General features: G+C 32.1%; 14 protein-coding genes. 8 read left to right on the top strand and 6 right to left on the bottom strand.

Features of this window, described 5'->3' with window-relative positions; all coding sequences use genetic code 11:
- The first annotated feature begins 111 nt into the window (after positions 1-111).
- Positions 112-1,209, top strand: coding sequence for an acyl-CoA desaturase (locus tag NHF47_RS05435; protein ID WP_252763979.1), 1,098 nt, complete (start codon positions 112-114; stop codon positions 1,207-1,209).
- 56 nt (positions 1,210-1,265) lie between these two features.
- On the top strand, positions 1,266-2,450 hold the full coding sequence (locus NHF47_RS05430; protein WP_252763978.1) for a pyridoxal phosphate-dependent aminotransferase: 1,185 nt from the start codon (positions 1,266-1,268) through the stop codon (positions 2,448-2,450).
- 54 nt (positions 2,451-2,504) lie between these two features.
- Here NHF47_RS05430 and NHF47_RS05425 read toward each other — a convergent pair whose 3' ends face one another.
- The 3 genes from NHF47_RS05425 to NHF47_RS05415 form a co-directional block, all read right to left on the bottom strand.
- Positions 2,505-3,566, bottom strand: coding sequence for a serine hydrolase (locus NHF47_RS05425; protein ID WP_252763977.1), 1,062 nt, complete (start codon positions 3,564-3,566; stop codon positions 2,505-2,507).
- A gap of 109 nt (positions 3,567-3,675) precedes the next feature.
- Complete coding sequence (locus NHF47_RS05420; RefSeq protein WP_252763976.1) at positions 3,676-4,080, bottom strand: hypothetical protein; 405 nt, start codon at positions 4,078-4,080, stop codon at positions 3,676-3,678.
- Positions 4,058-4,651, bottom strand: a complete 594-nt coding sequence (locus NHF47_RS05415; RefSeq protein WP_252763975.1) for an RNA polymerase sigma factor — start codon at positions 4,649-4,651, stop codon at positions 4,058-4,060. The genes NHF47_RS05420 and NHF47_RS05415 overlap by 23 nt, the downstream gene beginning before the upstream one ends.
- 135 nt (positions 4,652-4,786) lie before the next feature.
- Between NHF47_RS05415 and NHF47_RS05410 the strand changes: the two genes are divergently transcribed.
- Entirely contained in the window at positions 4,787-5,128 is a 342-nt protein-coding gene (locus NHF47_RS05410) for a DUF6249 domain-containing protein (protein ID WP_252763974.1), read from the top strand.
- 111 nt (positions 5,129-5,239) lie between these two features.
- Positions 5,240-6,409: a formate-dependent phosphoribosylglycinamide formyltransferase gene (gene purT / locus NHF47_RS05405; protein WP_252763973.1), complete on the top strand. Its 1,170-nt coding sequence runs from the start codon at positions 5,240-5,242 to the stop codon at positions 6,407-6,409.
- Positions 6,410-6,454: 45 nt separating this feature from the next.
- On the opposite strand, the gene NHF47_RS05400 is transcribed toward purT, so the two are convergent.
- Positions 6,455-9,136 (bottom strand): T9SS type A sorting domain-containing protein, encoded by a 2,682-nt coding sequence (locus tag NHF47_RS05400; protein WP_252763972.1) that lies wholly within the window; start codon positions 9,134-9,136, stop codon positions 6,455-6,457.
- Positions 9,137-9,232: 96 nt separating this feature from the next.
- Between NHF47_RS05400 and NHF47_RS05395 the strand changes: the two genes are divergently transcribed.
- Positions 9,233-9,556 carry a DUF6370 family protein gene (locus NHF47_RS05395; RefSeq protein ID WP_252763971.1) on the top strand — a complete coding sequence of 108 codons (324 nt, stop codon included), beginning with the start codon at positions 9,233-9,235 and terminating at the stop codon, positions 9,554-9,556.
- Positions 9,556-10,137 (top strand): Crp/Fnr family transcriptional regulator, encoded by a 582-nt coding sequence (locus NHF47_RS05390; protein WP_252763970.1) that lies wholly within the window; start codon positions 9,556-9,558, stop codon positions 10,135-10,137. The genes NHF47_RS05395 and NHF47_RS05390 overlap by 1 nt, the downstream gene beginning before the upstream one ends.
- Before the next feature lie 66 nt (positions 10,138-10,203).
- On the opposite strand, the gene NHF47_RS05385 is transcribed toward NHF47_RS05390, so the two are convergent.
- Together NHF47_RS05385 and NHF47_RS05380 are read right to left on the bottom strand one after the other, a co-directional pair.
- On the bottom strand, positions 10,204-11,343 hold the full coding sequence (locus NHF47_RS05385; RefSeq protein ID WP_252763969.1) for a T9SS type A sorting domain-containing protein: 1,140 nt from the start codon (positions 11,341-11,343) through the stop codon (positions 10,204-10,206).
- A 188-nt stretch (positions 11,344-11,531) separates the two neighbouring features.
- Positions 11,532-12,416: a phospholipase A gene (locus NHF47_RS05380; RefSeq protein WP_252763968.1), complete on the bottom strand. Its 885-nt coding sequence runs from the start codon at positions 12,414-12,416 to the stop codon at positions 11,532-11,534.
- Between the two features lie 209 nt (positions 12,417-12,625).
- On the opposite strand from NHF47_RS05380, the gene NHF47_RS05375 reads away from it, so the two are divergent.
- The gene (locus tag NHF47_RS05375; protein WP_252763967.1) at positions 12,626-13,534 is read left to right on the top strand and encodes a mechanosensitive ion channel family protein; all 909 of its coding nucleotides are present in this window, start codon (positions 12,626-12,628) and stop codon (positions 13,532-13,534) included.
- 137 nt (positions 13,535-13,671) lie between these two features.
- A complete protein-coding gene (locus NHF47_RS05370; RefSeq protein WP_252763966.1) occupies positions 13,672-14,388 on the top strand; it encodes a pirin family protein in 717 nt (238 codons plus the stop codon).
- The last annotated feature ends 12 nt before the right edge of the window (positions 14,389-14,400 follow it).

The raw sequence follows: 14,400 nt of genomic DNA, 5'->3' as shown, positions 1-14,400 counted from the left end.
CTTTTTTTTGTTGCAAAAATACATTTTTTAACAAACAATTAGGTTAAAATAGGTAGTCTAATAGAGATAATTATTATCTTTGGTCACAAACAAAGCTTTAGATAAAAAATAATGAATACAAAAACCCCTATTTTCTCAAAAACAGATAACGCTAAGTTTTTCAGAACTTTAAATAAACGAGTAAACGATTATTTTAAAGAAAAAAACTTAAAAAGAACAGGGAACTGGAAGTTGCATTTAAAAACAATTATAATGTTTACTTTATTCCTAGCGCCTTATTTCTTTTTAATTTCATTACAAATGCCTTTTTGGGTGTATTTACTTTTAAGCATCACTATTGGTGTTGGTATGGCTGGTGTAGGAATGAATGTTATGCATGATGGTAATCACGGTTCCTATTCTACCAAATCTTGGGTCAATAAATTTATGGGAGGCAGTATCTACATTTTAGCAGGAAATGTATACAACTGGCAAGTACAACATAATGTTTTACATCATACATACACGAATATACCAGGTCATGATGAAGATTTAGATGCAGGAAGAATTATACGTTTCACCAAAGAAGCGAAGTGGTATAAATTCCATAAGTTCCAACATTATTATTCTGTGTTTTTATACGGATTATTAACATTCAATTGGGCTTTAACAACTGATTTTAAACAAATGAGCGGGTATTTAAAAAGAAATCTCTCATATGGTAAATTAAAAAGTCCAAAAATCTTATGGACAACTTTAGTTATTACAAAAATTATTTATTTTTCCATTTGGATAGTAATTCCAATGGTAATGGGAATCGTTTGGTGGAAAGTACTAATTGGCTTCTTCGTGATGCACTATACTGCGGGTTTAATTTTAAGTATCATCTTTCAACTAGCGCATGTTGTGGAAGAAACGACGAATCCTGTTCCCTCTGCTGAAACAGGTGAAATTGAAAACACTTGGGCTATTCACCAATTATTCACTACAACTAATTTTGCTCCAAAAAATTGGATTGTAAATTGGTATACAGGTGGATTAAATCATCAAATAGAACATCATATTTTTCCAAACATAAGCCACATTCATTATGGAAAAATTGCAGAAATAGTAAAACAAACCGCTAAAGAATGCAACTTACCTTACTATGAATACAGAACAATGAGAAGTGCCATTATAGCTCACTTTAAGCATCTCAAGGAACTAGGTCAGCAACCACAATTAGCATAAAATTGAGACGCGAGAGATCGCGTCTTTTCTATAAACTATAAATAACAAACTACACAATGAACGCATTATCAGATAGAATTAACAATTTATCTACATCGCAAACACTAGCAATGGCCGCTTTAGCCAGAGAATTAAAAGCACAAGGAAAAGATATCATAAGCTTAAGTTTAGGCGAACCTGATTTCAACACTCCTGATTTCATCAAAGAAGCTGCCAAAAAAGCAATCGATGAAAATTACAGCACCTATAGTCCTGTTGACGGTTATGTTGAATTAAAAGAAGCGATTTGTAAAAAATTCAAACGTGATAATGATTTAGATTATAAACCAGCTAATATTGTAGTTTCAACAGGTGCTAAACAATCTTTATATAATATTGCTCAGGTAATGCTAAACGAAGGAGACGAAGTGATTTTACCAGCTCCTTATTGGGTATCGTATTTTGAAATCATCAAACTTTCGGGAGGCACACCAGTTGAAGTACCAACTTCTGTAGAAAGTGATTTCAAAATAACTCCAGAACAATTGGAAAAAGCAATTACTCCGAAAACAAAAATGATGTGGTTTAGTTCTCCTTGTAACCCTAGTGGTTCAGTTTATAACAAAGAAGAATTAACAGCCATTTGCAAGGTTTTAGAAAAACACCCTAATATTTATGTGGTTTCTGACGAAATTTACGAACATATTAATTTCTCTGGAACATTTTGTAGTATTGGTTCCATCCCAGGAATGCAAGAAAGAACTATTACCGTTAATGGAGTAGCAAAAGCATTTGCCATGACAGGATGGAGAATTGGCTACATTGGTGCCCCTGAATTTATTGCAAAAGCGTGTACTAAAATCCAAGGACAAGTAACGAGTGGAGCTAATAGTATTGCGCAAAGAGCAACTATTACAGCTGTGGAAGCAGATCCAAAAGTATTAAACCACATGGTAGATGCCTTCCACAAAAGAAGGGATTTAGTTGTAGGATTAATTCGTGAAATTCCAGGTTTAAAAATTAACGTTCCTGAAGGTGCATTTTACGTGTTCCCAGATGTATCGGAATTCTTTGGTAAAACATTAAAAAACACTAAAATCGAAAACGCTACTGATTTCTCTATGTATCTTTTAGCAGAAGCTAATGTAGCTACTGTAACAGGTGAAGCTTTTGGAAACCCAAATTGCATTCGTTTTTCTTATGCAACTAGTGAAGACTTATTAAAAGAAGCATTACGTAGAATAAAAGAAGCTTTATCTTAATATTATAACAGATACTATATTTAAAAGGAAACCATTTTAGGGTTTCCTTTTTATTTAGTAATCTTTATAGATAGAAGCAACATCTTTAACTATATTGGTAGGGGAATGACAATCACAATTACTTAATCCTATTACGTAAATCTTTTCATCAGGTAAATATACAGCCATCGACTTAAATCCAAAAATACTACCTCCATGTTCATAAGAAAGACTTTCATCTCTTTTTGTAATATGCCAACCGTATCCATACCCTATTTCTTCCCCATTATTTAAAGTATAGTTTTTAAAAATCATCTCTTTTGTTTTTTGTTGTACCAATGTATTTGCCTCAAGAGCTATTTGCCATTTTAATAAATCATCAACAGTAGACAATAAGGATCCTGAAGCATATGGTAAACTGAAACTAATAAATGTATTGTTGACAAATTCTTCTTTCAAATGATAGCCTGAAGCCCTTTTTTTAATTACTTTTTTATGACTTGCATACGAGGAAGAAATCATTTTTAAAGGTTTAAAAATAGTTTCTTCAATAAATTCCGCATAGGATTGATCCGAAACAATTTCAATAATAGAACCTAAAATAACATAGCCTGAGTTATTGTATTTATACATTTCTCCAGGTTTAAAATCCATCGGTTCCTCTTTAAAAAAAGCAATCAATTCTTGCGGTGACAAGTCCTTTTTAGCAATCTCATTAATGGTCTTTATTTTTGTAAAATCTTTAATCCCAGAAGTGTGCGTTAACAAGTGGTGGATTGTAATTTTGTTACCTTGAGTGGGGTAATCTGGAATATATTTTACAATTTCATCTTCAAAATCTAATTTTCCTTGTTCTTGTAGCATGGCAATAGCAACCGCAGTAAATTGTTTTGTCATAGAACCAATTTCAAAAATAAAATCAGGTTGCATGGCAACTTCTAATTCTAAATTGGCTTTACCAAAAGCTTTTCTATAGAGAATTTCTTCACCCTTAGCTACTAAAAAAACGCCTCCAGGCTCATTTTCTTTAAAGGTTTGACCAATAATACTATCTATTTTAGATGTAGCGACTTGCGAATAACTATTTGTCTGAAAAGCTAAAAAAGCAATCAGAAAAAGACTTGTAACTGTTCTCATATTTTTTTTGATTGATGATGATTCCTTTTTTAGACTTAAAAAAACAAATTGCGGTTACAAAAAAAGCAAACAATTGTTTTTCTTTCATTTATTATCAATTTATTTTGCATTATAATTTTGTCTTTCGATTCAGATAAGAAGTTATATAAAACATTTGCAGAAGACTAAATATAAAAAACAGAACTAAAGAAAAAGTAAGTGTTTTTGAAAACCTAATTCTTAAAAACAACTGATTCCAGTTATTTTGAAATACATTTTGAAAAACAGATGTAGATGTTTTATTAGCTTCTGTATTTCCTAAAAAATAAAATGCCACACATAAGAAAACGGCAAATAAAACAGTAATTATTAGCCACGTTTTTTTAGATATTAAAGGTGTATGCAATTTTTGAAAGACTACCTCTCTTTCAATTTGTTGCATTACTTTTAATGTAAATCCTTCAGAAGGGGTTTCTAAATGGGATTTACGCATCATTCCCTTGATAAAATCTTCAGTATTCATTTCTTCTTTCATAATTCTCGATAATTTCTGTTGGTAATTGCATTCTTAAAATAGTTTCTAGTTTTTTTCTACTTCTGAATAGTTTTACCTTGGCGTTATTTGAACTGATACTTAGTACTTTTGCAATTTCTTCTAAAGATTGCTCCTCATAATAATATAACGTTAACAATATACTTTCTTCATAAGGCAATAAATTCAAACATTTTTGAATTAGTTCTTGTTGCTCCTGTTGCACTAATATTTGAAAAGCACTTTCCAATTCTGACACTTCATTTCCTTTATAATCTTCCAACGATATGGCTAGTTTTTCTTTTTTATACTTTTTTAAAATATCCAAACAAGCATGGTATGCAATTCTATACACCCAAGTGGAAAATTTAGAATTGCCCTGAAATTTTGATAACGATTTATAGACTTTTATAAAAATATCTTGAGTTGCTTCTTCTGCTTCATCTCTATTTTTAAGCATCCTTATAGCAATAGTAAATACCAAATCTTTATACTTGTCTACTAAAACAGTAAAAGAATTCGTATCTCCTTGTAATACTTTTTGTATATAAACTTGATCTTCCGTACTAATCATATATAAGTAAGACTGCTATTTGTTTATTTTGGTTACATCATTTTAAAAAAAATCAAAAAAAGTGTAACCTTATTTTAATTGTTATCGTCATAGGTTAAAACACATTCAATTTAATCAATTAAAAAACGAAAAGTTATGGGATCAGAAATTATTATTGTACCAGTTATGTTTTTATCCATTTTTGGAATCTTTTATTTGTTCTTAAACACTAGAAACAAAGAACGATTAGCACTTATTGAAAAAGGAGCCGACGCCAATATCTTTTTTTCAAACAACACTTCTGGAATACCTATGTGGAAAATTGTAATCATCAATTTAGCTTGTCTAATGATTGGTATTGGCACAGGAATACTATTAGCTTCAATAGCTGATAACATGTTTAAAATTGATAAAGGACCTATTTATTCTAGTTTCATTTTTATTTGTGCAGGTTTAGGATTGTTAGCTGGTTTCAAAATTTCAAAAAAACTAGAATAATTTCATTTTACTTTCTGAAAAAAAATTGGACCCTTTAAAAAAGTGGTTCAATTTTTTTTTACGTTTTAAAAACCTAATTTTGTTTCAACTTAAACTGAAACACACACTACAATGACTAAAAAAATTTTACTTCTTGGTTCTGGAGAACTTGGAAAAGAGTTTGTAATTGCTGCTCAACGCATTGGACAACACATAATCGCAGTGGATAATTATGAAAATGCTCCCGCAATGCAAGTGGCACACGAATTTGAAGTAATAAATATGTTGGATGGTGCAGAATTAGATCGAATTGTTGCTAAACACCAACCTGATTTTATTGTTCCTGAAATTGAAGCGATTCGTACTGAACGCTTTTACGAATATGAAAAACAAGGTATTACTGTGGTTCCATCAGCAAAAGCCGCAAATTTTACGATGAATCGAAAAGCCATTCGTGATTTAGCAGCAAAAGAATTAGGCCTACGTACGGCCAACTACCGTTATGCAACAACTTCAAGAGAACTAGAAGAAGCCGTAAAAGAAGTTGGAATTCCTTGTGTAGTAAAACCTTTGATGAGTTCGTCTGGCAAAGGGCAATCTACCATAAAATCAACAGAAGATATTGAAAAAGCTTGGAATTATGCGGTTGAAGGTTCTCGTGGAGATGTGGTTGAAGTAATTGTTGAAGCCTTTGTAACCTTTGATTCAGAAATCACACTTTTAACAGTAACTCAAAATCACAGTTTACCCACTTTATTTTGTGCGCCCATTGGTCACAGACAAGAAAGAGGCGATTATCAGGAAAGTTGGCAACCCGCAAACATTTCTGAAACAGCACTTACTGAAGCACAAGATATGGCTAGAAAAGTTACCGAAGCATTGGGTGGCGCTGGTCTTTTTGGAGTGGAGTTTTTTCTAACTAAAGAAGGTGTTTATTTTTCTGAATTATCACCGAGACCTCATGACACGGGTATGGTAACTTTAGCTAACACGCAAAATTTCAACGAATTTGAATTGCATCTGCGTGCCATTTTAGGCTTACCTATTGCTGAAATTACTTTGGAAAGAAAAGGTGCTAGCGCGGTTATTTTGGCTTCTGAAAATTCAAGTCAACCCACCTATAGCGGTATTGAAAAAGTAGCGGCATTATCCAAAACCGATTTTAGAATTTTTGGAAAACCCACCTCCAGACCGTATCGAAGAATGGGTGTAGTTTTAACTCATGATACTTTAGAAACTCCTATTGAAACGATTACAGATAGAGCTAAAGAAACAGCTAAATTAGTCACTGTAAATTCTTAATGAGATAACATAAAAAAGCCCAAATTAATTTTTGGGCTTTTCTCATTATTGTTTAATAACTTTTATGGTTTCTTCATATCCGTTATGGGTTACTTTTAAGAAGTAAATTCCTTTTTGAAAACTTGAAATGTCTATTCTAGAAAAAGTAGCTTTTACAACTTCTTGATAGATTGTTTTTCCTAAAACATCAACCAAAACTACAGCATCAATAGCTTCATTTACCTTAGAATGTATAAATAACTCATTCGTGGCAGGATTTGGGTAAACCACAAAATCATTTTTCTTAAAATCAGATACTCCTAAAGTCTCAACAAATTCAGTCGTAAAAGTATTGGTTACAATGGCCGGATTAAAATCAAAATAAATCTCAGCTGTATTTGGAATTATATCGCCAATTGCATAACCAGACATGGGTTTAATTTGAAAAACAATATAACCTTTACCAATGTTTGTATTTGCAACAGATGGTGGTAAATCGATACCATCAAATTTCCAACTCAAATTATTACCCTCTTTGATTAAAACATAATCGTGACTCGCATCTATCATTTTAAGGGTTGCAACATCTAACATAGCATCTAAAACATCATCTACTTTTACATTTACAGCATTCGCTGTTCCTGTATTTTCAAACTGAATGGTATAGGTTAAATAATCAGAAGAAGTAAAATCGGCATAGACAATTTTTCCACCATGTACTTCTGTTTTATCATTTGGATCATAGGAACCAACCACAACTTGCGATAACGTAGCTTCATTATTATTAGGATTAATATCTCCTGTAGGAAGAGTAATCGTAACCGAATTGGTTATAACATCTCCTAATGCTACCGTTGGAATCGTTGGTGTTTGCATTGTAACGTAAATGTAACGCGTTTCATTGGGCAATAAATTAGTAAAGTTATAACTAAACCCATTGGCATTGGTAACAATTCCTGATTGAGAAACATTGGTTATAGATACGATAGCATCGTTGGTAAAAGTAATCGTTCCATTCATTACCATATTGCCACTATTTCTGTACATAATTCTCTCATAGTAAACAAACCCTGGCCTTGGAGGCGCACCAAACTGGTTGAGAAACACTTGTAAATCTGGGCTATAATCACCTAAAATAGGAAAATTATAAGTTGTAATACCTGAATTTACAGGAACAGTAATGTTTGTATAATTATTTTGTGTTACTGTAAAATTCTGATAGGCTGCGTCAAGAGTATAACTCAAATTATAAGTATTGGAAGCATTCGTTTCATATAAATAATATATCCCGTTTGAGGATTCAACATGTATGGTATTGCCATTATTAATTTGGTATTCAAATGAACCTACATTAATATTTGGTTCACCATTATCTTGTATATTATTTCCGTTACTATCTAAAAAAGCATTTAGTTGTATTCCATCTGTTATTGGTAAAGAGGTTATTTCTACGACCCAATTAGAAGTTGAATTTCCATCGTAAGTTCCATTAAATAAAAAATCACGTGTTACATAGCCTGCATTAATGTCTTCTTGTGTTAACACATAAGTAGCCGTAAAAGTAGTAGTATCTGTAGCACCACCAGATAATGCAGCCAAAGTAGCGCCATTAGTTGACAAACCAAAAGCATCTAATGTAATGTTAGTAAGATCTAAGGTTTGCGTGTTTGTAAGCGAAAAAGTATAACTAATTACATCGCCTATATTTACAAAACCATCATTGTTGTAATCTTGATAGGTACCATTTGTCCCTACACTAAAAATAGAATTAATGGTAACACATTCCATAAAACCACAACCAGAACTATCATTAATCTCAAAACAATGATAGCCTGAAGGAACATAAGGAAATTCTGAACTTGAATTTAGAATATTATCTAAAAAATAAGTATAAGGAGGAGTACCACCCGAAACATTTATAACATGTACCGTATTCCCTACTGCTTGAAGTGTTGCTGTAATAGGATTAGGTTGTACAATTTGAATAGTATTTGCAATAGCGGTACATCCATTGCTATCCATTACAGCTACAATATAAGTTCCTTCTGGTAAATTTGTAAAAGTAGGGCTAATTTGATGTGTTACACCACCATCAATTGAATATTGATAGATACCACTTCCTCCAGTTGCTTGAACCGTAATGGTTCCGTTAGAAATACAATCATAAGATTCTAGAAATGCTGTTGCCATAATAGGTTCAGGATAAGGAACCGTAATTAACACATAACCAACACATCCAAAAGAATCAGTTGCAGAAATATAATAATCACCAGGTGGTAAACCTACTATTTGATTGCCAAATACTGGGCCTGCTGGAATTGCAGAAGTATAATCGTAAATATATTCTCCCGAACCTCCAACAGCACTTACTCTTATTGTAGCACCAGTTGCACAACCGTTAGACTCAATAAAAGCAGTTACCACTATCTCATAATTCTCAATCAAATTAAATGTTTCATAAACCACCGCTGTAGTATTAATATTTTCAACCCTAACATAAATAGTTTCTGGACTAGAAACACTTGTATAAGAAGTAGGGTTTGCAATGGCATTTACATTATTTTGCGCATCTGCAAGGCTAACATGATAGGTAATTATTAGGTCTGCTGGATTTTGGGAGCCAATTAAAATGGCTTCTTGAGAAGTTAAATCAAATACATTATTCCCTGCACAATTATTCAAATCTGAAATTTGTGCAAAAAGGGAAATTTGAAATAAAATAAAAAACAATAGTAGAATTTTTTTCATATAAATTTTTTAATAAAAAAGTTCTCAAAGATATACAAATAACATTCTCAAATTACAATGAAAAATACTAAATTAGCTTTTCTAAATATACTTACCATGAAAAAAATCCTGCTATTCTTAGCCTTGTTTTTACTAAATATTGCAGTTGGTCAAGAGAAAAAAGCCACTACAAAAAAACAAATTGTAGAAGCGTCTTGTGGGCAATGCCAATTTGGAATGAAAGGTAACGGTTGTGATTTAGCCGTTAGAATAGACGGAAAAGCGTATTTTGTAGAAGGCACTGATATCGACAAACACGGAGACGCTCATGCTGAAGATGGTTTTTGTCAAGCGATTCGCAAAGCGGAAGTTATAGGTACCATTAAAGATACTGTTTTTGTTGTGACTCAATTTAAATTACTTCCCAAATCAACAAAATAATGGCTTTAATTTTAGACAATATTTCCAAAATAACGCCACTTACCGATAGTGAAAAAGAATTCATTCTTTCCAAAACCGAAGTCAAAGAATACAAAGCGAAGACCTTACTGCATAGTGCTGGTGAAATATGCAAAGATTCATATTTTGTCAATTCGGGTATTGTAAGAAGTTTTAATATTAATGATCATATTGTAGAACATGTGTTGCATTTTGCCTGCGAAGGTTGGTGGATTGGTGATATGTACAGTTTACTTTCTCAAAAGCCAGGGAATTTATTTATTGAAGTATTGGAAGATGCAGAAGTAGTTGTATTATCCAAAGAAAATCAAGAAATTTTATATCATGAAATTCCAAAATTAGAACGTTTTTTTCGCATTTTAATGGAAAAATCATTGGTTGCCCACCAAGAACGGTTAATGGATAATTTGAGTTTGTCAGCCGAAGAACGATTTGAAAAATTTTGCAATCGGTATCCGAGTTTAATTCAAAATGTACCTCAAAAGCAAATTGCTTCCTACATTGGGGTAACCCCAGAATTTTTTAGCAAAATGAAAGCCAAATTACTTAGAAAAAAAGAATAAAAAAACAGTTGCTAAAATTGAATTAGCAACTGCTTTAAAATTAATGTTTCCACTAATTCCCTTAACTTATTTTTGGATTACGAGTCTTTTATTATACATAGATTCTTTGGTAAAAATCTTTACAAAATATTGCCCTTCTTTTAAAAGAGAAACATCAATATTGTCTTTTGTAGTGGCAACTACTAATTGACCAAAATCATTATAAATTTGAGCCTTTTCAAAAATTTCTGAATTAGTAAGGGTAATAGCAATATGAGAAGAAGCTGGATTAGGATACAGGTTTACAAATATTTCATTATTTACAACTGTATTTCTAAGACTTTGCGTACAATTGTTCATAAAAGTCACTTCATTTGAAGTAGCTAAATCATTTCTAAATGTTTGTTGGGCTACCAAATTATTCTTTAACTTATAATCCAACCAAGAGTTCAAAAAATTAAATGTAATAAGGTGTTGTTGGGTTCTATCTATTTGAATATTATTTGAAGCCGTTCTTTCTCCAAAATCGCAAGCAAAATTAGAATTTGCAAAATAGCAATGTGCTCCTCCAGTTATGCTAATATAATACTTACAGTTGGAACCTAGATTACTATAAAGAGGCAAATGGTTTTCATCTGGAGGTGTTACACCATCGCTACTTCCTGAAAACACAACAGCATCTTCTTCCACTTGAGAAGCTGGTACCAGTGTATTAAAACGTAACTGCGCAGGAGCAAAAGTGACTACAGTCTCCACTTGAGCCAGAGAAGCGGCAACAATTGCTGCACCACCACCCATGGAATGCCCTAACAAGGCTGTTTTATTTCCAACTATACCATTAAGTACAGAAGAGGATACATTGTTCTCTGCTTGCATGGCTCTAACTACGAAAGCCAAATCTTTGGAATACGCATCGTGATTTGCAAATACACTATTTTCTGTATTTACAAACGCTACAATATACCCCTTTGGAACCAAATTGTCATAAAAGTTTTGATACGCGTCTGAACCCATTACAAAACCATGTCCAAAAACAAGTACAGGAAAAGACACTTTAGGTTGATTTGGAACTGGGTTCGTTGGATAATAAATTTTAACGCTAACACTTCGGTTCCTACGACTACTGTCTCTAAAGTTTTTTGAAACACTAGCAATGTTGTAGTTCTGTGTAATTCCCTCAAATGCGCCAACAAAGAGAAAAATTACGATAAGTAAAAAATTTTTCATAAAATATTTATTTGTTTGTTTGATGGCACTAAATTAGAATAAAATATTATGCAAGCATATTATTTTTATATACTTTTTTATTTATATTTTTAATTATTTTGTTATAAATTAACATTTTTAACAAAATATAATTTTAAATTTAACAAAATAAAAAGAAAACAGAAATTATGAATTCATCAAGAAACCATTTACCAATTGGCAAAAGAGATTCCAACCCCTAAAGTAGTCTGGCGTACATTATAATCAATTAGTGTTTCTCCGTAACCATGAAATACTTGCACATGTCCTCTTAAGTGTCCTCGAATAGGAAAAACATAGTTCAATTGAATATTTCCTTTTTTAAGCGTGGAAAAAGAATGAGACATAATACTATAAAATTCATGTTTTCCAAAATTTGCTCCTATTTCTAGTTCCGCATCTCCAATGAATTCTGTAATCCCAGGATTTTCATCTTCTTCATCTGGCATACGGTACCAAGGTCTGAAATTGACATTCCAATTTTTATATTCATAACCAATGTTAAAGATGATACGATTCCAACTTCTAGAAGTAGGAATATCTTTACCATTAGACTGATGATTTAAGATAAAACCAAAATTTCTAATTTTTCCGCCACCTAAACTGATGCACATTGGAAAGTTAAAAATAATTTCAGGTTCATAATTCAATTCTCTAAAAGCACGAGATAGTTTTTTATTATATACTTGCCAATGCGCTTTTTGGGTATAAGCCACCCACAAATCCCCTTTTCCAAAGAAGAGACCTTCTACTACTTTTGTTTTAAAACTAATTTGAAATTTTGCCTCAATATTATCAAAGATATTGGTGTCATCCGTTGCAAATTCACCACTTTCATTAAATGGGGCTTCATTTTTTTTTGTTGACCATCGGGCAGCCGCAAAATAGATAGGTCTATACGATACCAATCGAAACGTTCCTTTTCTGTCGATACTATCTAATTCCCATTGTTGAGAAATCGTTTTCTTAATAATTGGATTTGGAATGGCTTCTTGTGCAAAAGTTTTAGAAACGAACAACAACATTACAATCAATAACTTATTAAAGTGTGGCATTAGAGGTTTATTTAATGTATTAGTCATCCACGAAATTAGCCTTTCGCCAAGCGTTTCGGTTTCAATACTTTCGAAATCTTTTACATAATTACTAGGTCTTCCTCTAACTTAGAAACATTTTATATAAATTTGAATACTAGAGTTGGTTTACATTATAAAAAGTAAATCTATTGTACATTTCTATTCCTTTAATTATTTAATGAAAACAAATGGATATCAAAAAAATTTCTGATTTAATTTCTGAAAAATTAACCTATTGGTTAGAAAGTTTAATTAAATTATTACCCAATATCTTTTTGGCAGTTGTTGTGTTAGTTTTGGGCTTATTTATAGCAAAATTCATTCGCAAAATTGCACACAAACTCTTTGCTAAGGTTTCTAAAAACATTACTTTAAATAACTTGTTCAGTTCTATTGTCTACTTAACGGTAATAGGAATCGTGATTTTTACGGTTTTGAGTATTTTAAAACTCGACAAAGCGGTGACTTCTATTTTAGCGGGTGCTGGTATTTTAGGTTTAGCATTGGCTTTTGCCTTCCAAGATATCGCAGCTAATTTTATGTCGGGTATCTTTATTTCTTTCCGAAAACCATTACGTGTAGGCGATATTGTTGAAGTGAAAGATTATATGGGTAAAATAACGGAAGTCAACCTTAGAGACACCGTTATGGAAACTTTTAAAGGACAGGTGGTTATTATTCCTAATAAAGAAGTATTTCAAAATCCCATTGAAAATTATTCACACATTAGAAAAAGACGCTTTGATTTGACTGTTGGAGTATCTTATGGTGAAGACTTAGAAAAGGTTCAAAAAATTACGTATGATGCTGTTAAAGATATACCCGATTTATCGGAAGAAGATGAAGTAAAAGTATTTTTTACCGAATTTGGTGATAGCTCAATCAATTTATCGGTTCGCATGTGGGTAAATACACCGGAACAATCGGTTTACAATAAAGTAGGTAGCGAGGCCATCATTAGAATTAAGAAAACATATGATGAAAATGAGATTGTGATTCCGTTCCCTATTCGCACCTTAGATTTTGGAATTAAAGGCGGTTTACCACTCAATGAAGTACCCGTTCAAATTAGCAACGGAACTGAAAAAAAACCATAATTCTTTTCTTAATCTAGGTTAAGGGCAAAAGAGGTGTGTTGGTCGTAAATTTGTATCAAATAAGTTGAAAATCAACAATGAAGCAGTAAAGAAATCATTCAGACTGTTTCATTTTATTCTAACAAAAAATTTTACAAATGAAAAATTCAGTAATTCATAGAGCAAACACCAGAGGAAATGCAAATCATGGTTGGTTAAACGCATGGCATAGTTTTAGTTTCGCAAATTGGTACAATCCAGAACGAGTGCACTTTGGAGCATTACGTGTATTAAATGATGATACAATAGCTGCAGGTATGGGTTTTGGAACGCATCCTCACGATAATATGGAAATTATTACGATTCCTTTAGAAGGGGATTTAGCACATAAAGACAGTATGGGAAATGCCGCAACGATTAAAACAGGCGATGTTCAAGTTATGAGCGCTGGAACTGGCATCAGACATAGTGAATTTAACCCTAATCCTGACCAACAAACAAAATTGTTCCAAATTTGGTTATTTCCTAACAAAGAAAATGTAACACCTCGTTACCAACAAATAACATTAGATCAATCGTTACAAAAAAACAACTTCGCTCAAATTTTGTCTCCTAATCCAGAAGATGAAGGGGTTTGGATACATCAAGATGCGTGGTTTTATTTAAGTGATTTTGATCAAGATTTTTCAAAAAAACTAGATTTAAAAAAAGAAGGTAACGGTTTTTATATCATGACAATTGAAGGAGAGATTGAAGTAAATGGTGAAAATCTTAGTAAAAGAGACGCTATTGGGTTTTGGAATACAACTACACTTGAAATAAAAGCCACAACTGCAGCTAAATTCTTAGTAATGGAAATTCCAATGGAACATTAATAAAACAAGATT

This window comes from Flavobacterium sp. NRK F7 (assembly GCF_024054195.1).
Lineage (GTDB): Bacteria > Bacteroidota > Bacteroidia > Flavobacteriales > Flavobacteriaceae > Flavobacterium.
The sequence above is the reverse complement of the archived record's forward strand: the minus strand, read 5'-3'. Positions and strand labels throughout refer to the sequence as shown.